This window comes from Neobacillus sp. SRL179, from assembly GCF_984799095.1.
In genome coordinates, this window is the sequence record NZ_OZ481792.1 from 3581767 (window position 1) to 3607171 (window position 25405).

Here is a 25405-nt window from a genome sequence, read left to right on the forward strand (position 1 = left end):
AAACTTCTTTTGGTATGTATTTTGCATTGTAACACATTTAGCCAATGGACTGGAACTAAAACGATTTAAATTATTATGTGATTATTTGTTTGTGTAAATCAACCAAAAACATATGTACTCATTAATCTTAACCATTCTTAGCAAAATTAAGTCCTTAAAAGTGTTTGGAATTTAATATTCGCTTTCGGTCGTTTATATTCCTGCCCATTGTTAATAAAAAAGGGAATCACCCTGCAAACAAACTATCGCTGGATAATAAAAAGGTTTCCCTGTCCTTATTATAATATGTAATTGAAAAAATGTATAAAACAAGGCACGATAAAAATCGTGCCTTGGCCCTGCTTAAAATTACTTTTTATTTTCTACAAGGAAGTTAACAGCTTTTTGAAGTTGAAGGTCTGCCTTAATTCCATCCACACCGCCAAGCGCTTGTTTAATAGAATCAACTGGCATATTGTACATACCAGCCATTTTTTCAAGTTCAGCGTCTACTTCTTCTTCTGTTACTTCAAGATTTTCTTGCTTCGCAATTGCTTCTAAAGTCAAGTTCACTTTCACGCGAGTTTGTGCTTCTTCTTTCATTTGTTCGCGTAATGCAGCTTCGTCTTGACCAGAGAATTGGAAGTAAAGTTCAAGGTTCATTCCTTGCATTTGCAAGCGTTGTTCAAACTCTTGAAGCATACGGTTTACTTCGTTTTCAACCATTACGTCTGGAACTTCAACTTCGGCATTTTCAGCGGCTTTTTCCACAACAGTGTCACGTAGGTGATGTTCTGCTTCATGTTTTTTGCCGTCTTCTAAACGAGTTTTAATTTTTTCTTTTAGAGCATCTAATGTTTCTACTTCATCATCAACATCTTTTGCAAACTCGTCATCTAATGCAGGAAGTTCTTTCCCTTTGATTTCATGTACGGTTACTTTGAACACTGCAGGCTTACCAGCAAGTTCAGCAGCATGGTATTCTTCAGGGAATGTTACTTCCACGTCTTTAGATTCACCAGCTTTTACGCCTACTAATTGCTCTTCAAAGCCTGGAATGAAAGAGTTTGAACCAAGTTCTAATGAATGGTTCTCAGCTTTTCCGCCTTCGAATGCTTCGCCATCAACGAATCCTTCAAAGTCGATCACTGCTGTATCACCGTTCTCAGCAGGTGCGTCTTCTTTTACTACAAGCTCAGCTTGACGCTCTTGCATTGTTTTTAATTCATTAGCAACATCTTCGTCAGTTACAGTAGTATCAAATGCTTCTACTTCTAGACCTTTATATTCGCCTAACTTTACTTCAGGCTTAACTTGTACAGTTGCTTTGAAAACAAGTTCTTTACCTTTTTCCATTTGCTCCACGTCAATTTCAGGACGATCAATTGGCTCAATGCCAGTTTCGTCAATCGCATTGCTGTATGCTTCTGGAAGAATTACGTCTAATGCATCTTGGTAAAGTGATTCAACGCCGAAACGTTTTTCAAACATTCCACGAGGCATTTTACCTTTACGGAATCCTGGTACATTAACTTGCTTAACAACTTTTTGGAATGCCGCGTCAAGACCTTTGTTTACTTCTTCAGCACTTACTTCAACAGTAAGAACGCCGCGGTTTCCTTCTAATTTTTCCCATTTTGCTGTCATACTTTTTCCCTCCAACAAATCTATTCTCATTTCATTCGTAACGAATTTTAGAGTCGGAATATGTCTTGCATCAAGTCATTCTTCCATTTTTTAGATGTAAAAGATAGTTTTTTACACAATGCAACCCCTACATTATATCATAGGTTTGTTTTCTTTCAACAGCGAGACCTAAATATTAGGATAAGAAATTTCCTCCAACTCTACTATTAGAGCCCTTGCTGCTTCTATTTCATCCATGTCAGCTCCATATTCCCCTGCTAACTCGCTTATATTCATCTCAAATCCTAGATATTCTTGTGCTAGCATATGAAAGGCAGCAGCCCATGCAGCGGAGGACTCTGGTGCAATTGCCATAGGATAACTGATAAAAAATGTCCGTTCCACCATTCCAACAGTATTATCATATAACCCTGGATTGTTGCTGGCCATTTGCCCCTCTATTAATTCTATTATTTCTAACATTTTCGGCTGCTCTCTAACCTCTGGCAGCTTTGTCGGTATAATTCGAGCTTCTAATCCGAGTTTCCGAATGGCTAATTCTCTATCAATTTCCTGTTCTTTTAACAGTGTAAGCAGAATTGTTTTTAAAAATGGATGGCCCTCTTCAGATTGCAAATAATCCGCAATTTCTTCGACATAGGGGCGAATATTTTTTTCTGCTAGACTTGCAATCGTGAGCATTTGCTCATTTAAACTTTTATTAGAGAAGAGATCCAGCCCTTGGTTTTCTTGGAAAAAATCTTCATTCTCTTCTTCATTTCCGGCCTTGTGCATTTCGGCCATCCTTTGACTAAATTGAAGAATGGTTAAAAAATGGTCATGTTTGTCTGGTGGTATTTCTTTTTCATCTAACAGCGCCTCAATAGTTGTCACAATTTCTTGGTATTCGTGAAGTTGTATTAGGACGGTCAAATATAAATCTACCATCTGAAAATAGTCACCGATTCCTTTATGCAGCATATCTTTGGCAAGTGTTTTTGCTTTTTGAAAAGAGCCCGCTTCAAAATAAGCAAGGACCAGCCCAATTAATATATTGTCATTATCCGGATCAAGTTCCCGGGCTTCTTCCAATAGCGGAATAGCTTCAGTAAACTTTTTCTGTTCAAGGCTTTCCAGCCCTTTGTCTGTTAATCTTTTTTCGAGCCCGGGAAAGAAGATTACATTATCTTTTCTTTTTACTTGTTCCCGTTTCTTCATTGAAATCCGTCCTTCGATTTGTCATTGGAAAATAGTGTAGCACAATTCTTGGATAAAGAAAACTTGTGATCCAGCAGGGGAAGTGTGCGAAAGGAAAAACAAAAAAACTCACCAGAACACTGGTGAGCTTGAAATTTTGATATGTAGTTTAAATGGTACAAGTAATGGCGTCCCAGGAGAGATTCGAACTCCCGACCGTACGCTTAGAAGGCGTATGCTCTATCCGGCTGAGCTACTGGGACAATTTGTTTATCAAAGACAAGATTTATTATATTATCCTAATACCTAAAAGTCAACATCTTTTTTGGATTATTTTTCTTTTCTTAAAAGGGGAAACGAGTTCCCCCTTTTAATCACAGCACAAATTCGCGCGCTAAGTCTACTATTTCCTGTCCTGAGGCCTCATACACCCTCATGGCAATTTTATTATTCTGCACTTCTAGAATGACATATGTTTTTTCTAATCGCTCCCGCGGGAGACGGATGCTGCCTGGGTTTAAAAATAAGGTATGATCAATGACTTCCGCACCCAGTAAATGCGAGTGACCAAAGCAGACGATATCCGCATGAACTTCCTGCGCTTTGTATTTTAAATTCATTAAGGTCGATTTCACCGAGTATCGGTGTCCATGCGTGATAAAAAATTTTCTTCCCCCAGCCTCTGCCGTTGTTTCCAATGGGTAGCCGCCATAATCACAATTCCCCATCACCGTTACATAACCGGCTATCGCTTGATCATCAGGCGTCAGTTCCGAATCCCCACAGTGAATCATTAAATCGACTTCATTTAGGTGCCGCTCTCGAATGATTTCAAGTTCTTTTGTTAACCCATGACTATCACTAATAATTAAGACCTTTGTCATGACTCCGCCACTCTTTCTAAAATAGAATCTAGAATAACATCAAGCTTTTTTAAGGCGTTGGCCCTGTGGCTGATCATATTTTTCTCATCTGAAGACAGCTCTGCCATTGACATTCCTTTGTCAGGTACATAAAACACAGGATCATAGCCAAAACCATTCGAACCCTGACGTTTCTCAAGGATTCGGCCTTCGCAGGTGCCTGACACCGTCTTCGTTTCCTGACCTGGCACAGCGATAGCTAGGGCACAGTAAAATCTAGCAGTCCTCTTTTGGTCGGGAACGCCTTCCAATTCGGAGAGTACTTTATCGATGTTATTCTGGTCGTTCTTTGGTTCACCAGCATAGCGGGCAGAAAAGATACCTGGTCTGCCATCGAGGGCATCAATTATTAATCCAGAATCATCGCCAATCACCATTTTATTGAGCGCTTGGGATACAGCTTCTGCTTTAAGAACGGCATTTTCTTCAAAGCTTGTTCCTGTTTCCTCTACCTCAGGTATGTCAGGGAAGTCTAGTAACGTCCGGACCTGCACTCCTCTTGCGGAAAAAATGTGATCAAATTCTCGTGCCTTGCCAGGATTTTTAGTTGCAATAATAACTTCTTTCATCGTAATCGCCTCTTAATTTTTCTTTATTTAAGTGTTGCTGCTTTATCCGAGAGTATTTGCTTGCTATGCGAGAGTATTTCTCCTCTATCAGGGAGTATTTGCTCGGCTCAAGAGTATTTCTGCTTTATCCGAGAGTATTTCTGCTTTATCCGAGAGTATTTTGCTCTATCCGAGAGTATTTCACTTCTATCCGAGAATATTTCCTCTCCATCCGAGAGTAATCTCCTTCTACACATACAACAGGCTATTTCTTTCGTCTACCCTCAATTTTTCTAGTGATTTCTTCACCCAAAGCAGCCTTTTGCGCTTCAAAAAGCTCCATAAGTCCTTCTTGTGCTGCATGGAGCAGGCCTTGCAGCTGGTCATAAGAAAAGGTTGATTCCTCACCTGTCCCTTGTAATTCTACAAATTCACCATTCCCAGTCATGACTACATTCATATCAACCTGGGCCTTGGAATCTTCGGCATAATTTAAATCGAGGACAATTTTTTCACCTTGTAAAATACCAACACTTGTAGCTGCTAAATAATCGGTAATGGGAAACTTAGAAAATGATTTCCGTTCTGCTAAACCATTTAATGCTAGAGTCATTGCGACAAACGCTCCTGTAATAGAGGCTGTTCGTGTCCCGCCATCAGCTTGAATCACATCACAGTCAATCCAAACTGTTCTTTCACCTATAGAACTTAAATCCACAATCGAACGCAAGGCACGGCCAATTAGACGCTGAATCTCCATGGTTCGGCCTGTTACCTTCCCTTTTGTAGATTCGCGCATATTCCTCGTTTCTGTTGCCCTAGGCAGCATCGAGTACTCGGCTGTAATCCAGCCTTTCCCTTCCCCTCTCATAAAGAACGGGACTTTATCTTCAATGCTGGCGGTACAAATTACCTTTGTATTCCCTACAGAAATAAGGACAGAACCTTCCGGGTGCATTAAATAATTTGTTTCAATATGTAGTGGTCGTAATTGTAATGGCTCTCTTCCATCAACTCGCACCAAGCTTCCCTCCTATAAATACCCCTTGGTAAATAAAGAAGAGGCGGCTACCTGAGCCAACCTCTACTATTGTCACTATATAGTATATCAAAAATTGTTTTTTAAAAACTACCTGTATTGACTTTTTCTGGGCGGGTTACTGGTTCGGAAAGTTTTTTTCCTTTATCGTTTTTAATTTCCGCTTTTCCATCCACTTGAACGGCAATCTTATCGACTCCCTGCTGTTCAGTTAAAGAAAGAACGAGCGCATCTAAGAGCGATTGTGAAATCTCTTTTTCTTCAAAGCTGCCATAAATATTTTTATTAAAATTCAAAGTGACTGTTCCATTTTGGTATTTTGGCGCCTCTAGCAGTTTCACGTCAGACATGAATTCCGACACCAGACTTGATTTTTGACTTGGTCCTTTAATAAGTTCATTTACAACAGCCATAATATTGTCCTTCTCATTGTTGCTGACCCGGCGTGTTACTGGGACGTAGTAGTAAGAACCTTCCTCGCCTCCAATATAGTAAACTGTTACTGGTTTTGTGTTAGTAATATCAACTACATCCGTTGTATCATAATTGATCCCAGTGGCCCTTGAAAGGTTCGCACTAATAGGAGTACCGTTGACAGGCATTTCTGTTAGCTCATGACCATTCATTTTCAAATGAACTGACTTTACATTATCAAATTGAGTCAGTGTCCAAGTAACCGATTGAAGAATTTTCATTTCATCTTCAGGTTTATAGTCTTTAAACTCTTTTGAAAAGTCGACCGTTGCAACGCCGCTATCCTTGTCAATACTAACCGTAAAATCTGTATCTTCAGGGAGAACAGCTCTAAAATCATTTGGGAGCATGTTCGTGACAGGGCCATTGGCCACTAAATATTCAAGCGCCTGCTTAGCTACGGATTTTGTTTTTGGAAGTGCCAATGTTTGCGGCACCACATAGCCATCCTTATCGATTAAATAAAGCTCCGTTTGAACTGTATTCTGGGCTTGACCTTTTTCTTTAGCTGTTGTTTCCTTTGCAGTTGTTTCTTTACTTGCTTTTTTTTCGCCAACCACAACCGTTTTTGGCGGATCGATTTTCTTTTGTGTTTCAGTGCCAAACAACCCGCAGCCTGAAAGAAGAACGGTTGAAGAAAGCATGGTTACACCAATTATTTTTACTGTATTTTTAGACACATTATTTCCCCCCTAAGACAGTTTGTACTATCATGTATACGAGCCTTAAGAGAAATTAGACCGCTTGAACAAAGAAAAATAGAATAAAATTTAAAAGTTTTTTCATACCCAGCTTAAACATAGTTAATAAGATGGTAGTATTCATAATGGTGTCAGGCACCATTAACAACACCTATACATAAAAAAGGAGTCCCGCTTTTAATTAGAAGGACTCCATTTTCATAGTTTTATTTTATTTACGTTGGTAATTGGGGTTCCCATCCATTGGGATGCGATTTTTGAGAAAAGTCTTTTTGAGCCGGTTGTGTAAAATTCATGTTCGGGTTCATCTTCACATGTTTCGAGCTGGCCATTGTACTGGAGAATAGCACTTATTTCTCGAGCCGTTTCGTCACCTGAACTAATGACACTGACCTTCTCACCCATTACATTTTTAATGAGTGGCTCAAGCAATGGATAATGAGTGCAGCCCATAATTAATGTATCCAAATTTTGATCCAATAGAGGTCTCAAGGCTTCCAACACAATCCGCATTGCAATGGGACCATCATTTTCGCCGCTCTCGACCAATGGGACAAATTTTGGGCAGGACTGGCTCGTTACGAAAAGACGGCTGTTCAACGATTTTAACGCCCTTTCGTAAGCTCCACTTTTAATCGTTCCATCTGTTCCAATAATGCCTACTCGATAGTTTTTCGTATGCTTAATAGCTGCACGTGCACCAGGATTAATGACTCCGATAACAGGGATGGACAATTCCTTACGTATCTCGTCCAGTGCGGCAGCTGTAGCTGTATTACAAGCAATCACCAGCATTTTTATATTTTTTTCTAATAAGAATGCGGTCATCTCCCATGTGAATTTCTTCACTTCATGCCTTGTTCTCGGTCCGTATGGACAACGAGCTGTATCTCCTAAATAGATGATTTTTTCATTTGGAAGCTGTCTAATGACCTCTTTGGCAACGGTTAATCCACCAACACCAGAATCGATAACACCTATTGGTTGTTTCAAACATCTCGCCTCTTTTAGCGCATTTCCTGATGTAGTTTCATTAAGCTGGATTGAAGGAGGAGAATTTCTTCCGCCGAAAAGTTCTTTAATACTTCCTCTAAGTATACTTGGCGCTTTTTAATCACTTCATCAATGATACGTTTACCTTCTTCTAGTAAGTGAATCCTGACTACACGACGATCACTTTGATCCTTTACCCGCTCCACAAGCAGATTTTTTTCCATTCGGTCAACAAGATCTGTCGTTGTGCTGCAAGCTAAATACATTTTATTCGAAAGCTCTCCGATTGTCATATCTCCATCTTCAAACAGCCATTGTAAAGCCAAAAATTGCGGCGTTGTGATTTTATAATTACTAAGCATTTCTCTTCCTTTTTGCTTAATAATTCCAGATATATATCGTAAATCTTTTTCAATATTTGCAAAAATATTGACGGTAACTTGTTCTGCACTTTCGAGTTCCATTCATTAACACCCCATTATATAGGCTTCTCCTCAAGATATACCTCATTTAAATAACATGATTCGTCTTTACTAGTTATGCTTGTTTTTATTTTCTACTTTTTTTACGAAAATTTCAAGCTGAAGCTTATTAAATTCATAAGACCTCATAAAAGCTTTACCACCAATTCAATGCTATAATAAAATTTATTTTAACAAATAATAAAAAGAAGGTTTCCGAAAACAAATCAAGGGGAATAAGATTATTATGAAAATTACAATTAGCGATGCGGCAATAAAATGGTTTAAAGATGAGGTTGAATTAAAGGATGGGGATAAGGTAAAATTTTTTGCCAAAATATACGGAAGTAGTCCTGTCCAAGAAAATTTTGCACTTGGATTTACCGTAGATAATGAACCCATCGATATGTCTGTTAAAACAGAAATCGCAGGGCTTACCTTTTTTATAGAAGGAACGGATTTATGGTTTTTTAATGGCCATGATTTACATGTTCATTTCGATGAGCAAAAGGATGAATTGGAATTTAGTTATACAAAACCAGAATAGCCATAACATGATGAAAACCGGCTTTTACCGCCGGTTTCATCCCTTCTTTTCTTTAGCGCTTCAATTAGGTTTTGCCAAAGGTAAAATCACTTCAATAATAGTTCCCTTATGATCACTCCAAAAATGAATTGTCCCATCATGATGTTCGATAATTTGTTTAGAGATCATGATTCCTAACCCTGTACCATCCTCTTTTGTTGTAAAAAATGGTTCACCAATCCGTTTTAAAATATGTGGAGGCATCCCTTTACCGGTATCTTTGAAAATTAACTTCACCTTATTAAAACTATGTTTTTTCATCTCAATCGTAATGGAACCACTGTCAGGCATGGCTTCAATAGCATTTTTCAAAAGATTGATAAAGACTTGTTTTATCTGATTTTTATCACATCGAATCATTAAATTATTACTGTGATAAATCGTCTTAATGTGGATGCCATTAATAATTGCCTGGGTATCGAGTAATGTTCTTACGTTTTCAATAAGTGTGATTATGTCTATTGTTTCAAATTTTAATTCATGGGGCTTAGCCAGAACCAATAATTCACTTAAAATCAACTCAATTCGATCGATTTCAGCCTGAATAATTTCAAAATAGGACTTATTGCTGCCTAATTGTGCTTCGATTAACTGCAGAAACCCTTTTATTGAAGTAAGTGGATTTCGAACCTCATGAGCAATACCGGCTGCCAGCTGCCCGGCCACATTTAATTTTTCCGAATTAAGTAAGAGCTCCTGTGTCATTTTCCGTTCAGTTATATCACGAATGATAATATGGCGGGCTGGTTCATTGTTGTATATAGTAGGCATTCCTTTCACTTCAGCCACAAACGGAGTACCATCAATACGAATTAGTTTATATTCAAAAAAATCAGTGACCGCACCAGCCATAATCATATTTTCCCGATTAATAGCCGTCTCATGAAAGTCTGGATGAATCATACTTAAAATATCCTTATTGAGAATCTCTTCTTTAAATTTAGCTCCTAATAAGTTTGCACCTGTTTCATTAATAAACAGAATCTTACTCCCTTTTGCAATAACAACAGCATCAGGTGAATACTCGACCAAATCTCGGTAATTATCCTCTCGTTTTTTTGCTTCTTCCTCCACACGTGTTCGCTCTGTAATATCGCGAATCACACTGACAACCTCTAATACATGATGGGTGTCCTGATCTATGATGGGTTTACATAATGACTCTACCCATGCATACTCCTCGTTCTTTTTACGTATCCGAAAACAGCACCTGCCATTTTCCTGACTATTCAGTACCTCTATACGGTTTTTATAGGCCTTTTCCACATCATTAGGATGAACTAAAGATAAAACCTCATGTTGGATTAACTCACTAGGATGATATCCAAGTATATGTTCACAAGAAGGAGATACATAGAGAATTTCGCCCTGCATATTGGTGCTGATAATTAGATCTAAAACATGATCTGTCAAGATCCGTTGCATTTCTTCTAACTTTCTGATTTCTTCTTTCCTTCGTTTTAATTCCGTTATATCTCTGGCAACAGTACAAACTCCTACAATTTGGTTATCCACACTTATCGGGATAGTCGTTATATTCAGTTCAATGACCTGACCTGTTCTATCTATCATTTTATCGTCGAAATTTTCAAATTGACCTAATACAGCTTTATAAAAATACTGAAAAACCTTATTTAAGCTAGCAACTGGCAAGAAAGATTGGAGCTTCATCTTTTTCAATTCGGCTAATGGGTATCCGATTATATTTTCAAAAGCCGGATTTGCCAGTATAATATGCCCATCAATGTCTAATAGGAGCATACAATCTTGGTTGGAATAGAACAGCGTTTCAGATTTAGTGAGATTATCATTTATATATTGCTGTAAAAGTATTCTCTTTTCATTTTTGATTGCTTCAACAGGACCGTTCATCTCTCTGTTTCAGTTCCTTTCTCCCCCAAAATTGAATCCCTATGAAAAAAGCCAAGATGAGTAAGACTTCCATCTTGGCTTGTGTCTATCTCAATTAACTAACTCATTTCTATCTATATATAGTTGAAGATAGTATGAAAAAAAACCTGCTTTTAATTTCATTGTAAGTTTTACTGATAAAACTTTCAATATATTTCTACTATTTCCCATAAACTAATATAACGTTTAATAGTACTTTATTAACACTTCTGTTTTTATTAAGAGACCTATTTCTGTGTTTAATAAATATTTTTATTATTTCAAGAAATCATTCCTCTATGTGGATTGAAAAAAAATGAACCGGCCTCCAAATTGGAAGCCGGTCATCTTTATAGTTCAAGCTCTCCCATTCGAAGGAGCTCTACAACAGCTTGTGAACGCCCCTTAACACCAAGCTTTTGCATTGCATTGGATATGTGGTTCCTAACTGTCTTTTCGCTTATAAATAATTCACCAGCGATCTCTTTTGTTGTTTTGTCTTGTACTAGTAGTTCGAATACTTCTCTTTCTCGTTTGGTGAGTAATGGCTTGTGATTATATTCATTCTCCTTCAAGTATTGTAACCCTCCTTGCCTTCGCCAGTAATGAATCGTGGGGTGGGTATATATTTAGTCACCATATCTTATGTTAAGGATACAAATGAAGTGACTATATTTACTTTAAGGAAAATGAATTTATTATTAAAAATAAAATATTCCCCTTTAAAGGTAAAAAGCTTAAAAATTCCACCACTTAGGAACTTTTAAGCTTTGCATAAATAATATATCGTTTTGGAGCATTTCCTACATAACTAAATGGATAACAAGTAGTTAAAATTAATTCTTCATGCTCATGTTGTAAGGTAATAATACTTGTATCATCTGACTTTACAATCTTGGTATGGATAATTTCATATGTAAAAGAGCCATAAGGCATCTTTACAGTTAGGGAGTCCCCCAATTTCAGCTCACCTAATTTACGAAAGACTGTGTCGCGATGACCTGACAGGACAATTTGCCCTTTTTCACCGGAAAAATAAGAGCCCTTATAATGTCCTACACCCTTTTCAAGATCATCTGGATCGGTCCCCTCAACAATGGCCAGCTCCGCTTTAATCCTTGGGATCGTAAGCAGTCCGAATGTATCGCCCATTTTGGGTGGCGGACTGTTTGTTGGCTTCTGTTTGGAATTGTTGGCTGGCTGCTTGGCAACCAATTCTTTTGCTTGGTGGAGGGATGCCTTTGTTTGGACCTTCATACCCATGTATTGCCAAAGACCAATACCCATAAGAATAAAACCCATCATAATAATTAAAAGAGGAAGTTTAGATTTCACCTTATAGTCCCCTCCTTTTCCATCGACATAATATTAAGTATACCAAATGGCTGTAGACAGGACTACGAAAAACATTTAGTGTAAAAACGACAAAAACCTTCTTTTCTGTTTAGAAAAGAAGGTAAATGAAGTTGGCACAAATAACACGCCAATTATCGTTCTGTTAGTCATTGTCACTACCAAAGAAATTTCTAAATGCTTGCATGGTTGCAGAACGGTTAACCGCTGCAATCGAAGTGGTAATTGGAATTCCTTTTGGACATGCTTGGACACAGTTTTGGGAATTACCACACCCCTGCATACCACCATCATCCATGAAGGCATTTAATCGTTCTGCTTTATTCATCTCTCCTGTTGGGTGCGCATTAAATAAACGAACTTGGTTAAAAATAGCAGGTCCCATAAAATTAGATTTGCTATTTACATTCGGACAAGCCTCTAAACAAACCCCGCAAGTCATACATTTCGAAAGTTCATAAGCCCATTGCCGTTTTTTCTCTGGCATACGCGGTCCAGGACCTAAATCGTATGTTCCATCAATTGGAATCCATGCCTTAACCTTTTTTAAGGAATCAAACATCCTGCTGCGATCGACTTGAAGGTCACGAACAACAGGGAATGTCCGCATTGGCTCTAAGCGAATTGGCTGTTCTAATTGATCCACTAGCGCTGAACAGGATTGACGCGGTTTGCCATTGATGACCATAGAACAAGCACCGCAAACCTCCTCAAGACAGTTCATTTCCCAAGTGATTGGGGTAGTGGATTGTCCATTCGCATTAACAGGATTTTTACGAATTTCCATCAGAGCCGAAATAACATTCATATTCGGACGATATGGAACATCAAACTCCTCTTCATAAGGAGCAGAATCTGGGTTATCTTGACGCATTATTTTAAATTTTACTGTTTTATTTTCAGACATTCTTACCTACTCCCCTTCCTATTAGTGCTTTGTAGTGTAATCGCGTTTCCGAGGCTGAAGTAACGAGATATCGACTTCTTGATAATGGAAAGCTGGAGCAGATGTAGAATCTACAAATTTGGCCATAGTTGTTTTTAAGAATTCTTCATCATTCCGCTCAGGGAAGTCTGGTTTATAATGAGCACCACGGCTCTCATTTCGATTATAAGCACCAATCGTAATAACGCGGGCCAATTGAAGCATATTTTGTAATTGTCTTGTGAATGTTGCTCCCTGATTACTCCATTTAGACGTATCATTAATGTTGATGTGTTGGTAACGTTCGAGTAATTCTTGAATTTTTTCATCCGTTTTTAATAGTTTGTCGTTGTAACGAACAACGGTTACGTTATCTGTCATCCACTCGCCAAGCTCTTTATGAAGTACATAGGCATTTTCAGTACCATTTAAAGACATAATCGAGTTCCATTTTTCTTCTTGTTCTTTCACATGACGATCAAAAACAGTAGAAGAAACAGCGTCAGAACTCTTTTCAAGTCCCTCGATATATTTAACTGCATTCGGTCCGGCAACCATACCACCATAAACAGCTGAAAGTAATGAGTTGGCACCAAGACGGTTTGCACCATGTTGTGAATAATCGCACTCACCTGCAGCAAATAGACCTGGGATATTCGTCATTTGGTCGAAATCAACCCAAAGTCCACCCATTGAATAGTGAACCGCAGGGAATATTTTCATTGGTACTTTTCTTGGATTATCACCCATGAATTTCTCATAAATTTCGATAATTCCGCCTAGTTTTACATCTAATTCATGTGGATCCTTATGAGATAAATCAAGGAATACCATGTTTTCACCATTAATACCAAGTTTTTGATTAACACAAACGTCAAAAATTTCACGCGTTGCGATATCACGTGGTACAAGGTTTCCATAGGCAGGATATTTTTCCTCTAAGAAGTACCAAGGTTTTCCGTCTTTGTATGTCCAAATACGGCCGCCTTCACCCCGTGCTGATTCACTCATTAAGCGAAGCTTATCATCTCCAGGGATAGCAGTTGGATGAATTTGAATCATTTCGCCATTTGCATAATAGGCACCTTGTTGGTACACGATTGATGCAGCAGAACCTGTATTAATAATAGAGTTAGTTGACTTACCAAAAATAATCCCAGGACCGCCTGTTGCCATAATGACAGCATCTGCAGAGAACGATTTAATTTCCATCGTTTTTAAGTTTTGAACGGTAACTCCACGGCAAACACCATCATCATCCACGACGGCACCTAAGAATTCCCAGCCCTCATATTTCGTAACCAGACCATCTACTTCATGACGACGAACTTGTTCATCAAGTGCGTATAGTAACTGCTGTCCAGTTGTTGCACCAGCAAAGGCTGTACGGTGATACTGTGTACCTCCAAAACGGCGAAAATCTAGTAAACCTTCAGGGGTTCGGTTAAACATTACACCCATCCGGTCAAATAGATTAATAATACCTGGTGCTGCATCACACATTGCTTTTACCGGCGGTTGATTAGCCAAAAAGTCTCCGCCATAAATAGTATCGTCAAAGTGGATCCACGTGGAATCTCCTTCACCCTTTGTATTTACCGCTCCATTGATACCGCCTTGGGCACAAACAGAGTGAGAACGTTTAACCGGAACAAGTGAAAATAACTCAACCGGTGTTCCTTCTTCTGCAACTTTGATGGTAGCCATTAAGCCAGCTAAGCCGCCGCCGACTACAATCACTTTACCTTTACCCATTCGTGACTCACTCCCTCAATCCAATTACAATATTTTTTCCAAACTCGACCTCTTATGAAACAAATGCAACCAAAGTTTGTACGCTGATAAAAGCTAGAACCACGAAAATACCGATCGTTACATATGTAGAAATAACTTGTGAACGAGGTGTCACAGTGATACCCCAGCTGACTAGGAATGACCATAATCCATTAGCAAAATGGAAAATCGCAGATAGAATACCAACTAAATAGAATACAAACATAAATGGTGATGATAGAATATCATGCATCATTTCATAGTTTACCTCGGTACCAAATGCAGCGGCCACACGCGTCTCCCAAACATGCCACGCAATAAAAATCAAGGTGATTACGCCTGTGATTCGTTGAATTAAATACATCCAGTTTCTGTAGGTTCCGAACCTATTAACATTGCTGCTGCCAGTAAAAGCGATATAAAGTCCATAGATTGCATGGTATAACAATGGTAAAAAGATAATTACAGTTTCCAAGACAATACGAAATGGAAGATTTCCCATAAAGCCTGCAGCTTTATTGAAGGAATCTGGTCCTCCTGTGATAAAATGGTTGACTACAAGGTGCTGAATCAGGAACAAACCAATTGGAATAACTCCCAGCAATGAATGCAATCTGCGATTTACAAACTCTCGATTACCCGCCATTATTTTACCCCCCTTTAAATTTTAAAAAAGTAAAGTTAAGCTTCTTCTCTTAAATTCCCCGTAAAGATTCTTAACCTATTATCACTGTGACAATTATGTGACATGTCCATTTTACTCCCATCAAACTAGAGCGTCAAGAAAACGTATACACAAACTTTATTAAAAAAAGAAAATTTTTAAAATATATTGATATTATACTAAAGTCGATTGACAAATCAATTCCATTAGTTCTCACCGAGAAAACATCCATAAATTCTCATGAAATTACCAACATCTAACTGTTGATTATTTCACTTTTTAGGTAATCATAATTATGATTAAAAATAATTTAGATATTGCACAATAACATTGGTTTTTATACTGAAACATCCATAAAATTGTATATAATAGAATGATAGAAAGAGGGGAAACATGTGAAAGAAAGTACAGCCGTTAATCTGAATATGAATGAAGCTGAACCAAGAACCATATCCATTTTCGGATATGAACTGATCAGAGAAATCCTTTTGCCCGAAATTCTTGGAAAAGATGCACCCGAAATATTATATTGGGCAGGAAAGCGTCTAGCCCGGAAATTTCCTTTCACAGATATCACTCAAGTAGCTGAGTTTTTTAACACTGCATCTTGGGGTCAACTTGAATTAGTAAAGGAAACCAAAAATGAAATGGAGATAGAATTAACTAGTCCTCTTATTGTCTCGCGTGTAAAATCAAAAGCGGAGCACTTTTTCCAGCTCGAAGCCGGTTTCCTTGCACAGCAAATTGAATTTCTAAAAGAAGCGAGCACTGAAGCATTTGAGCACCCCGTCAAAAAGTCAAATAAAGTTCAATTCACGGTCAAATGGGACACAAAAGACCCAATTAAAAAGGGGTAATGAAGCATTTCACGTTCATTATGGTAAATAGGGTGTCAGGCACCAACGGTGCCTGACACCTTATTTGCTATTGTCCTAGTTCAAATGCTTCGTGTAGTGTTTCTACAGCTTTTAGCATGTTTTTTTCTTCGACAACGACAGATACTTTTATTTCCGAAGTACTGACCATTTTGATTTGGATATTGTTATTGGCTAATACTTCAAACATTTTAGCCGCTACTCCTGGATTGGAGATCATTCCTGAACCCACAATGGAGACCTTAGCTAATTTATTTTCAGCATCTAACTGTTCATAACCTAGTGCCGTTTTGTTATCCTCTAGTACTTTTAATGTTTCCATTAAATCATTTGTGTGGATGGAGAATGACAGGTTAGCAGTGCCGCCCTCCGTAGTGCTTTGAATAATAATATCGACGTTAAGATGATTTTGTGCCAATGTAGTAAAAATGGTTGATAAACTTGTTAATGAGTCTGTTAGTCCTAAGATGGAAACCTTAGTAATTTCATCTTCAAATGCCACACCACGGACAACTAAATTTTGCTCCATTGTTGCTTCCCCCTCTATGACTGTTCCTTCTTCTTTCACCATGCTTGATCTGACACCAAGCTTTACTTGATAATTTTTTGCATACTCCACTGCTCGAGGATGCAGCACCCCAGCACCTAAATTAGCAAGTTCGAGCATTTCGTCGTATGAAACGGATTGTAATTTGCGTGCTGCTTTAACATATCTTGGATCCGTTGTGAAAACTCCAGTTACATCTGTATAAATATCACACTTATCCGCATGTAAGGCAGCAGTTAAAGCCACTGCTGTTGTATCTGAACCACCCCGTCCAAGTGTGGTAATCTCCCCATTCTCAGTAATTCCTTGGAATCCAGCCACAATGACAACCTTACCTTCGGAGAGCTGCGCTTGAATCGCTTCCGTTTTTATTTGAGCAATTCGGGCATTGCCATGGACCGGTTCTGTAATGATCCCCGCTTGCCAGCCAGTATAGGAAACAGCACTTAGCCCTTGTTGGTTTAAGGCGATAGACAATAACGCAATGGTCACCTGCTCTCCGGTTGAGAGGAGCATATCCATTTCGCGTTTGCTCGGCTGGCTGGAAATTTCATTAGCTAAACTTACAAGCTGATCGGTCGATTTTCCCATTGCGGAAACAACAACCACCACATTATTGCCTCTTTGTGTTTCCTCTTTTACACATTGTGCGACATTTAGGATTCGTTCTACACTGCCAACTGAGGTTCCTCCAAATTTTTGAACAACTAAACCCATCTTTTCCCCTACTTTCGAATTCTTTAGAAAATTACCTGCACAAGCTTTTACGTTTAGTTTACTTTAAAAAAGGATGCATTCCCTACCAATAAAAAAAGCAATGAGAAGGGCATCTCATTGCTTTTTGAACACGAAGAAATAAATTCCTGTACAAACAACGTAAGATAGCTCTCCAAGACACAGGTCTTGACAATTCTGGATTTGTTCAATACAGAACCAGCAAAGAAAGAAATGAGACCTTCTTTACTTCGGCGAACATTCCCTTTCATGATTCTTCCTTGAAGCTCATCCTTCTCAGAACCACTACTATTGAAGCTCGCACCTCTACCTACACTTTAGTACTATAAAGTGATAGATTTAAATTTTCATTTATTATAGCATGGACTTTTTTTCTTGACAATCATTCTGAATGAAGTTTATCGATTAATTCCTCTGCTACATTTAACGGAATACCTAAACCAGTAAATTCTTCTATACTAGCTTCCTTCATTTTCTTCACTGAGCCAAACTGTTTCAATAATAACTTTTTGCGTTTTTCACCAATGCCTGGAATATCATCAAGCAAGGATTGGAACGCACTTTTTCCCCGAATTTGACGATGGAAGGTAATCGCAAACCGGTGAACTTCATCTTGGATTCGCTGTAGCAGGTAAAACTCCTGACTGTTCCTTGCTAAAGGAACAATTTGCAACGGGTTTCCATAAAGAAGCTGGGAGGTCCGGTGTTTTTCATCTTTTACAAGACCTGAGAGCGGGATATCCAACCCAAGTTCATTTTCTAAAACATCTCGAACTGCCTCCACATGACCTTTACCACCATCAATAATGATTAAATCTGGCAGTGGCAGGTTCTCCTTCAACGCCCGTGAATATCTTCTTCTAGTTACCTCTCGCATCGATTCGTAATCATCAGGGCCTTTAACAGACTTAATCTTGTATTTCCGATATTCTCGTTTATTTGCCTTACCGTCAATAAATACAACCATAGCCGAAACAGGATCAGTCCCTTGAATATTGGAGTTATCAAATGATTCAATCCGGTGCGGAGTATAAATACCAAGAAGCTCACCAAGGTTTTCTATTGCCTTAATGGTTCTCTCTTCGTCTTTTTCAATCAAAGAAAACTTTTCATTCAAGGCAATCTTCGCATTTTTAATCGCCATTTTGACAAGATCCTTTTTTTGACCCCGCTGCGGCTGCAATACTTTTACTTCCAGCAGTTGTTCAGCCAAATGAAGATCGACTTCATCTTGAATCAGAATTTCTTTAGGCTTGAAGTGCTCTGTTTTTGTATAAAATTGACCAAGGAATGTTAATATTTCTTCCTCTGGCTCATTGTAAATGGGGAACATGGATACATCCCGCTCAATCAACTTCCCTTGACGGACAAAAAAGACCTGTACACACATCCAGCCTTTATCGACCGCATACCCAAAGACATCTCTGTCTGTAAAATCTGTCATGGTGATCTTTTGCTTTTCCATAATTGTCTCAATATGAACAATTCGATCGCGGTATTCTTTGGCACGTTCAAAATCCAATTCTTCAGACGCAGCAGTCATTCTTTCGGTAAGTTCTTTTTTGATTTCCTTGTAGCCGCCATTTAAAAAACGGCTTATTTCATCGGTCATTTGTTTGTACTGTTCTTCACTCACTTCATTCACACAAGGCGCCAAGCATTGACCTAAATGATAATACAAGCAGACACGGTCTGGTAATGTCGAGCACTTGCGTAACGGATAAATCCGGTCAAGCAATTTTTTTGTTTCGTTGGCCGCCATGACGTTTGGATATGGACCAAAATATTTGCCTTTATCTTTTTTTACTTTTCTTGTAATAATAAGTTTCGGATGTCTTTCTGCTGTAAGTTTAATAAACGGATAGGTCTTATCATCCTTCAACATGATATTGTATTTGGGGTCGTGCTTCTTAATCAGGTTTAATTCAAGCAGCAGCGCTTCTATATTAGAAGAGGTAACAATGTATTCAAAGTCCTCTATTTCATTCACAAGTCGTAATGTCTTCCCATCGTGCGAACCAGTAAAATAGGAACGCACCCGGTTCTTTAAGACTTTTGCTTTTCCTACATAAATAATGGTTCCCTGACGGTCCTTCATTAAGTAGCAGCCAGGTTGATCAGGCAGCAGGGTCAGTTTTTGCTTTATAGTTTCATTCATTCCGGCCGCTCCCTCCGTCTTTTTTTATCTGTCTTTTAAAATTTTAAAGCATACTGCCCATAAAGAAAAGTAAGTTTGATTGGTAATCATAAAAAAACCTTAGCCAGATTGAATTCTAGCTAAGGTTTTTATTACCTAATTAAGCAGCTTATACGTGCTTATTTAATACACTTGCTAACGCATCTTTAGGTTGGAAGCCGACTACTTTATCAACCACTTCGCCATCTTTAAGTACCAACAAAGTTGGAATACTCATAACACCGAAATTAGATGCTGTTTGTGGGTTATCATCCACATCAAGCTTCGTAATTTTTACTTTATCGCCCATTTCTGAGTCAAGTTCTTCTAGAACGGGAGCGATCATTTTACAAGGGCCGCACCATGGTGCCCAAAAGTCTACAAGCACTAAGCCAGAGCCTGTTTCAGTAGCAAAAGTTTGATCTGTTACATGTGAAATAGCCATATTGATTGACCTCCTAATAAATAACTGAAATACTACGGAAAGTATACCATCGATTGCCAAATCATGCGAATAATATGTCTCAGCATGTAATATACCCATTTTTTATATAAATATTCTATGCAAAGGTAAGAAAAACGGAAGCGCCACGGTCGCTGGAGCTGAACATAAATAAAAGCGAGCAGAATGCTTCGCTCGCTTTATTATGAACCTATTTGACAACAACTAATCAGTTTAAGAATGAACTTTTAGCTTTTTAAATTCTTCCGTTAACATTGGCACAACCTCGAACAAGTCACCAACGATTCCATAATCAGCTACTTTAAAGATGTTCGCTTCTGGGTCTTTGTTAATCGCGACAATTACCTTGGAATTGGACATCCCTGCTAAGTGTTGAATTGCTCCTGATATACCGCAGGCAATGTAAAGGTCTGGTGTGACCACTTTTCCTGTTTGGCCAATTTGTAATGAATAATCACAATAATCGGCATCACAGGCACCACGGGAGGCACCTACTGCTCCGCCTAAAACTTGGGCTAATTCTTTTAATGGTGCAAAACCCTCCGCACTTTTTACACCACGGCCGCCTGAAATAACCACTTTTGCTTCACTTAAATCAACACCTTCACTTGCCTTTCTAACGACTTCCTTGATGATGGCACGAAGGTCTTTGATCTCAACAGACAAAGAGGAGACCTCTCCCGTTCTACTTTCATCCTTAGTTAATGGAGCAATATTATTCGGACGGACCGTGGCAAAGATTAGCCCATCCGTGACAATTTTCTTTTCAAAAGCTTTACCTGAGTAGATAGGTCTGGTAAATACGACATTTCCGCCAGCTACTTCAACAGCTGTTGCATCAGAGATTAAGCCGGAGGAAAGTTTACCTGCTATTCTTGGAGCCAAATCCTTTCCAAGAGCTGTATGGCCTAAAACAAGTCCTTCCGGTTTTTCTTGCTCAATAACTGCTGTTAGTGCTTGAGCAAAACCATCTGAGGTATATTGTTTTAACTTATCATTTTCGACGACCACTACACGGTCAGCACCATATTGTACGAGTTCATTCCCTAAAGCGCTTACACCTTCACCAATAAGAACTCCTATTACTTCTCCGCCTTCTGCAACTGTTTTAGCTGCTGCGATTGCTTCGAAAGAAACATTCCGTAATGATCCATCCCGTGCTTCTCCTAACACCAATACTTTTCTTGACATTCTATTACCTCCTGAAAACAATTTTTATGTGTATGAGCTTAAATTACTTTTGCTTCCGTATGAAGAAGTTGTACAAGTTCTTTTACTTGATCACTTAAATCACCAGCAAGAACCTTTCCAGCTTCTTTTTTGGGCGGTAAGTATATTTCAATGGTCTTTGTTTTCGCTTCCACATCGTCTTCCTCAAGATCAAGGTCATCTAATTCTAATTCTTCAAGCGGTTTTTTCTTCGCTTTCATAATTCCTGGTAATGATGGATAACGAGGCTCGTTTAGGCCTTGTTGAGCTGTAACCAAAAGTGGCAGGCTAGTTTCAATCACTTCTGAATCCCCTTCTACATCACGCGTAACCGTAACATTGGTTCCGTCAATTTCTAACTTCGTAATAGTAGTGACGTAAGGTATATTCAGTAATTCAGCAACCCGTGGACCAACTTGACCCGAGGCGTTGTCAATGGCAACATTTCCACCAATGATTAAGTCCGCTTCTTTGTCCTTTAAGTATTCTGCAAGGATTTTTGCTGTTGTAAATTGATCACCGTCTTCCACATCATCCTCGATATTAATAAGAACGGCTTTGTCTGCTCCCATTGCAAGAGCAGTACGCAATTGCTTTTCTGTTTCCTCATTGCCAACAGAAATGACTGTAACTTCTCCACCTTTTGCATCGCGGATTTGAATAGCTTCTTCGATCGCATATTCATCGTAAGGATTGATGATAAATTCTGCACCATCCTCATTGATTTTTCCACCTGATATGGATATTTTCTCTTCGGTATCAAAGGTTCTTTTCAATAAGACATAAATGTTCATACATACCCTCCTAGTAAATTTCAAACATTATCGCAGTTCGAAAGATTGAGAAAATTTTTTTGAAAAAAATATACTATAAAACTTCTTAAGATGCATTTTCACCTTTGAAGTTACTCACCCTTAAAATTCGGCTCTCTTTTTTCGAGAAAGGCGTGAATGCCTTCTTTGCCGTCATTTGAAACAAAAACTTGACCAAATAACTCAGATTCCCGTTTACTGCCTTGATAGAATTCTTCGTTTTTTGCATAGTTTAACAATTCAATTGCTGCCTGAAGTGCGCCAGGACTTTTCTTAGCAATCTTTCCAGCAAGCTTATAGGCCTCTTTTAATACTTCTTGCTCTGGGAAAGCTCGATTGGCTAGTCCGAACTGAACTGCCTCTACTCCAGTGATGGGCTCAGCTGTAAATAGCATTTCCGCTGCACGTGCTACTCCAATATATTTAGGCAGACGCTGTGAACCTGCAAATCCTGGGATCAGACCTAACTGTAATTCTGGGAGTCCTAATTTTGCTGTTTCACTTACATAACGGATATGACAGGCCATTGCCAATTCAAGGCCACCGCCAAGAGCTGCGCCGTGGATGGCGGCAATAATCGGTTTTGGGAATTTTTCCATCCGGTCAAACAAATCTTGCCCAAATTTGCCTAGGTTAGAAAATGCTTCTGATGAAGTAACCGTGGTAAATTCCTTAATATCAGCACCTGCTGAAAAAAAGCGGCCTTCTCCATGAATAACGATCACTCTAATCTCACGGTTTGGCTCAATTTCATCAAGTGCGGCCGAAAGTTCCTGCAGCAGGCCTGATGAAAGAGCGTTTGCCGGAGGACGTTGAATCGTAATAGTCGCTATACTGTCTTGATTAGACCATTTCAGGTATTCCAATCAAACTCCCCCTTTTTGTAAAATTTACTTGCTTCCACATCCATTGATTAAGAGACGATGGACTGGGGCTGCAAGTGCAAGCAAATCATATTTTTCCTCGTTCATCACCCATGATGTGACAGTTTCATCAATTGTCCCAAAGATCATCTGTCTGGCAAGGCGAACATCGAGGCTGCTTGAAAATTCTCCTGTTTCTATTCCATCAATAATGATTTGATCAATCACATGTAAATATCCTTTCAGAACATCATTAATTCTTAAGCGAAGTTCTTTATTGGATTGGCGTAATTCTAGCTGTGTTACAATCGCCATGTGATGGTCATCTGAAAGAAGCTGGAAATGCGTTTCTATCATCATTAATAACTTCTCTCCCGCGGCTTCTTTTCCTGCTATTTTTTCTTCTATTTTTTCAACGAATTCTCCCATTTTTTCTTCAAAGAGCGAGATTAGGATGTCTTCCTTGTTTTTAAAATAAAGATAAATAGTGCCATCAGCTACGCCTGCTTGTTTGGCAATTTTCGAAACCTGGGCTTGATGATACCCATTTTCGGCAATGACAATCACTGCAGCATCTATAATTTGCATATATTTTGGTTTACTCTTTTTCAAATCCATTCCACCCTCTTGAAGAAAATCGGTTTTATTCTCTATTCAAAAAAAGAAAAAATATGAATGAATCATCATTCATATTTTTATAATAGATTTTAATTTTATTTCTGTCAAGAAATTCTGACCAACTCTTTTATCCTATTCTTATTTTAATTGAAGGACAAGCCATCCTGCTCAAAAAAAATACTTTTTTGCTTTTAGGCATGTTTTTGGCTTTCTTCTTCTATTTTTTGTTTTTCCTCATCCACCAACATTCTTCTTAAAATTTTCCCCACTGCAGTCTTAGGCAATTCCTTTTTAAATTCATATAGTCTTGGCACCTTATAAGCAGCCAAATATTTTCTTGCAAATTTATTCATGTCCTCTGCCGTTACAGATGATCCTTCCTTTAAGACAATATAAGCCTTAACGGTTTCTCCGCGATATGGATCTGGAATCCCAGCCGCCACTGCCTCAAGGACATCCGGATGTTCATATAACACTTCTTCTATCTCTCTAGGATAAATATTATAGCCGCCTGCAATAATCATATCTTTTTTGCGATCCACTACATAAAAATATCCCTTCTCATCCATGTAACCCAAGTCACCGGTATAGAGCCAGCCGTCTTTTAATACTTCCTCTGTTTCCTCAGGACGGTTCCAATAGCCCTTCATAATTTGCGGTCCCTTTATCACAATTTCACCAATTTCTCCAATCGGCATGGGTTCGCCTGTTTCTATAGAAAGAATGGCTGCATCGGTATCCGGATACGGAACTCCAATACTTCCCTTTATTCTTGGGGCATCCCATAGGAAGTTGGAATGTGTAACTGGCGACGCTTCTGACAAACCATAGCCTTCAACAAGCTTTCCCCCCGTCACTTCTTCAAACTTCTGTTGTACTTCCACTGGAAGTGGTGCCGAACCACTAATACACGAATCAATTGAAGAAAGATCATATTTTTTTAAATCAGGATGATTTAATAAACCTATATAAATGGTTGGCGCGCCTGGAAAAAGGGTCGGGCGTTGTTTATGAATCGTCTTTAAAGTCGTTAACGCATCAAATTTTGGCAGGATAATCATTTTACATGCCATCTTAACCGATAAAATCATACCCACTGTCATTCCATAAACATGGAAAAACGGAACGATCCCAAGCATCGACTCTTCCCCTGGTCTAGCTTTATAAATCCACGCTTGACTCATAGTTGTGTTGGCAATTAAATTCTTGTGTGTCAGCATGACCCCCTTTGGTGAACCCGTCGTACCACCTGTATATTGTAATAAGGCGAGGTCTTCATCAGGATTGAATTCATATGGGGTTAACTCATTCTGCATATTTTTTAGGACTTCAGTAAGCAAGTGGGTGTTTCCTTCATGTTTTACTTTTACCACAATCCCATATTGCTTTTTTTGAATGTAAGGATAAACAAGATTTTTTGGAAACGGCAAGTAGTCTTTGATAGCGGTTACAAATATATGTTGCAAATTTGTCTGCGGCATAACTTTTGAGACTCGCGGGTAGAGGATGTCTAAGGTGATAATGGCAACAGCTCCTGAGTCCTGCATTTGGTACTCAAGTTCGCGCTCTGTATATAATGGATTGGTTTGAACAACAATTCCCCCAGCCATTAAGATACCAAAATAGCTAATTACCGCCTGTGGAGTATTGGGCAGCATGATGGCGATGCGGTCATTCTTTTTAATATTTAACGATCCTTGAAGGTAACTAGCAAAAGTTAATGCCTCTTCATAAAGCTGTTGATATGTCATCTCTTTTCCCATAAAATGAATGGCTATTTTTTCCGGGAATTTCTTTGCTGTATTGACCAAGTAATTTTGTACAGGCTCTGATGAGTATTCAAGTGTGGCAGGAATTTCTTTAGGGTAAAGTTCCAACCATGGTTTTGACTCCAACATACATAACCTCCCTTATTCGTGTGTATTATTATAAAAATTCTAAATACTCTTTTATTATAGTACAGTCCATCACAATT

At 38.7% G+C, this 25405-nt stretch carries 24 protein-coding genes, 1 tRNA gene and 1 riboswitch; of the genes, 2 read left to right on the forward strand and 23 right to left on the reverse strand.

What is annotated here, in order from left to right; all coding sequences use genetic code 11:
• Positions 1-348: 348 nt before the first annotated feature.
• The 9 genes from tig to AC4E8C_RS17800 form a co-directional block, all read right to left on the reverse strand.
• A complete protein-coding gene (gene tig, locus AC4E8C_RS17760) occupies positions 349-1626 on the reverse strand; it encodes a trigger factor (protein ID WP_490207989.1) in 1278 nt (425 codons plus the stop codon).
• Positions 1627-1794: 168 nt separating this feature from the next.
• On the reverse strand, positions 1795-2823 hold the full coding sequence (locus AC4E8C_RS17765) for a tetratricopeptide repeat protein (RefSeq protein WP_490207990.1): 1029 nt from the start codon (positions 2821-2823) through the stop codon (positions 1795-1797).
• Positions 2824-2988: 165 nt separating this feature from the next.
• Positions 2989-3065 (reverse strand) — tRNA-Arg (locus AC4E8C_RS17770).
• Positions 3066-3176: 111 nt separating this feature from the next.
• Positions 3177-3686 (reverse strand): metallophosphoesterase family protein, encoded by a 510-nt coding sequence (locus AC4E8C_RS17775; RefSeq protein WP_490207991.1) that lies wholly within the window; start codon positions 3684-3686, stop codon positions 3177-3179.
• Positions 3683-4294: an XTP/dITP diphosphatase gene (locus tag AC4E8C_RS17780; RefSeq protein WP_490207992.1), complete on the reverse strand. Its 612-nt coding sequence runs from the start codon at positions 4292-4294 to the stop codon at positions 3683-3685. Before AC4E8C_RS17780 ends, AC4E8C_RS17775 begins: the two co-directional genes overlap by 4 nt.
• Positions 4295-4538: 244 nt before the next feature.
• Positions 4539-5294 (reverse strand): ribonuclease PH, encoded by a 756-nt coding sequence (gene rph / locus AC4E8C_RS17785; protein WP_490207993.1) that lies wholly within the window; start codon positions 5292-5294, stop codon positions 4539-4541.
• 101 nt (positions 5295-5395) lie between these two features.
• On the reverse strand, positions 5396-6466 hold the full coding sequence (locus AC4E8C_RS17790) for a GerMN domain-containing protein (protein WP_490207994.1): 1071 nt from the start codon (positions 6464-6466) through the stop codon (positions 5396-5398).
• 219 nt (positions 6467-6685) lie between these two features.
• The gene (gene racE, locus AC4E8C_RS17795; RefSeq protein WP_490207995.1) at positions 6686-7480 is read right to left on the reverse strand and encodes a glutamate racemase; all 795 of its coding nucleotides are present in this window, start codon (positions 7478-7480) and stop codon (positions 6686-6688) included.
• 14 nt (positions 7481-7494) lie between these two features.
• Positions 7495-7944 (reverse strand): MarR family winged helix-turn-helix transcriptional regulator, encoded by a 450-nt coding sequence (locus tag AC4E8C_RS17800; RefSeq protein ID WP_490207996.1) that lies wholly within the window; start codon positions 7942-7944, stop codon positions 7495-7497.
• Between the two features lie 244 nt (positions 7945-8188).
• On the opposite strand from AC4E8C_RS17800, the gene AC4E8C_RS17805 reads away from it, so the two are divergent.
• Positions 8189-8488: a HesB/YadR/YfhF family protein gene (locus AC4E8C_RS17805; protein ID WP_490207997.1), complete on the forward strand. Its 300-nt coding sequence runs from the start codon at positions 8189-8191 to the stop codon at positions 8486-8488.
• A gap of 60 nt (positions 8489-8548) precedes the next feature.
• On the opposite strand, the gene AC4E8C_RS17810 is transcribed toward AC4E8C_RS17805, so the two are convergent.
• The 6 genes from AC4E8C_RS17810 to AC4E8C_RS17835 all read right to left on the reverse strand — a co-directional run bounded on the left by AC4E8C_RS17810 (position 8549) and on the right by AC4E8C_RS17835 (position 15114).
• Positions 8549-10399, reverse strand: a complete 1851-nt coding sequence (locus tag AC4E8C_RS17810; protein ID WP_490207998.1) for a PAS domain-containing sensor histidine kinase — start codon at positions 10397-10399, stop codon at positions 8549-8551.
• Between the two features lie 368 nt (positions 10400-10767).
• Entirely contained in the window at positions 10768-10992 is a 225-nt protein-coding gene (gene gerE / locus AC4E8C_RS17815; protein ID WP_160722067.1) for a spore germination transcription factor GerE, read from the reverse strand.
• A gap of 178 nt (positions 10993-11170) precedes the next feature.
• Positions 11171-11752 carry a class D sortase gene (locus AC4E8C_RS17820; RefSeq protein ID WP_490207999.1) on the reverse strand — a complete coding sequence of 194 codons (582 nt, stop codon included), beginning with the start codon at positions 11750-11752 and terminating at the stop codon, positions 11171-11173.
• Positions 11753-11915: 163 nt separating this feature from the next.
• Entirely contained in the window at positions 11916-12677 is a 762-nt protein-coding gene (sdhB, locus tag AC4E8C_RS17825) for a succinate dehydrogenase iron-sulfur subunit (RefSeq protein WP_490208000.1), read from the reverse strand.
• A gap of 21 nt (positions 12678-12698) precedes the next feature.
• Positions 12699-14450, reverse strand: a complete 1752-nt coding sequence (gene sdhA / locus AC4E8C_RS17830) for a succinate dehydrogenase flavoprotein subunit (protein WP_490208001.1) — start codon at positions 14448-14450, stop codon at positions 12699-12701.
• A 52-nt stretch (positions 14451-14502) separates the two neighbouring features.
• Positions 14503-15114 carry a succinate dehydrogenase cytochrome b558 subunit gene (locus AC4E8C_RS17835; protein WP_490208002.1) on the reverse strand — a complete coding sequence of 204 codons (612 nt, stop codon included), beginning with the start codon at positions 15112-15114 and terminating at the stop codon, positions 14503-14505.
• Positions 15115-15527: 413 nt separating this feature from the next.
• On the opposite strand from AC4E8C_RS17835, the gene AC4E8C_RS17840 reads away from it, so the two are divergent.
• On the forward strand, positions 15528-15989 hold the full coding sequence (locus tag AC4E8C_RS17840) for a YslB family protein (RefSeq protein WP_490208003.1): 462 nt from the start codon (positions 15528-15530) through the stop codon (positions 15987-15989).
• A 67-nt stretch (positions 15990-16056) separates the two neighbouring features.
• On the opposite strand, the gene AC4E8C_RS17845 is transcribed toward AC4E8C_RS17840, so the two are convergent.
• The 8 genes from AC4E8C_RS17845 to AC4E8C_RS17880 all read right to left on the reverse strand — a co-directional run bounded on the left by AC4E8C_RS17845 (position 16057) and on the right by AC4E8C_RS17880 (position 25328).
• Entirely contained in the window at positions 16057-17271 is a 1215-nt protein-coding gene (locus AC4E8C_RS17845) for an aspartate kinase (RefSeq protein ID WP_490208004.1), read from the reverse strand.
• 157 nt (positions 17272-17428) lie between these two features.
• Positions 17429-17606: riboswitch (Lysine riboswitch) on the reverse strand.
• Between the two features lie 65 nt (positions 17607-17671).
• Positions 17672-19447 (reverse strand): excinuclease ABC subunit UvrC, encoded by a 1776-nt coding sequence (gene uvrC / locus AC4E8C_RS17850; protein ID WP_490208005.1) that lies wholly within the window; start codon positions 19445-19447, stop codon positions 17672-17674.
• A 148-nt stretch (positions 19448-19595) separates the two neighbouring features.
• Complete coding sequence (gene trxA / locus AC4E8C_RS17855; protein WP_490208006.1) at positions 19596-19910, reverse strand: thioredoxin; 315 nt, start codon at positions 19908-19910, stop codon at positions 19596-19598.
• A gap of 231 nt (positions 19911-20141) precedes the next feature.
• Complete coding sequence (locus tag AC4E8C_RS17860; RefSeq protein WP_490208007.1) at positions 20142-21119, reverse strand: electron transfer flavoprotein subunit alpha/FixB family protein; 978 nt, start codon at positions 21117-21119, stop codon at positions 20142-20144.
• Positions 21120-21157: 38 nt separating this feature from the next.
• The gene (locus AC4E8C_RS17865) at positions 21158-21931 is read right to left on the reverse strand and encodes an electron transfer flavoprotein subunit beta/FixA family protein (protein WP_490208008.1); all 774 of its coding nucleotides are present in this window, start codon (positions 21929-21931) and stop codon (positions 21158-21160) included.
• 110 nt (positions 21932-22041) lie between these two features.
• Positions 22042-22815 (reverse strand): enoyl-CoA hydratase, encoded by a 774-nt coding sequence (locus AC4E8C_RS17870; RefSeq protein WP_490208009.1) that lies wholly within the window; start codon positions 22813-22815, stop codon positions 22042-22044.
• A 24-nt stretch (positions 22816-22839) separates the two neighbouring features.
• Complete coding sequence (fadR, locus tag AC4E8C_RS17875; protein ID WP_490208010.1) at positions 22840-23424, reverse strand: fatty acid metabolism transcriptional regulator FadR; 585 nt, start codon at positions 23422-23424, stop codon at positions 22840-22842.
• 197 nt (positions 23425-23621) lie between these two features.
• Positions 23622-25328 (reverse strand): AMP-binding protein, encoded by a 1707-nt coding sequence (locus AC4E8C_RS17880; RefSeq protein ID WP_490208011.1) that lies wholly within the window; start codon positions 25326-25328, stop codon positions 23622-23624.
• Between the last annotated feature and the right edge of the window lie 77 nt (positions 25329-25405).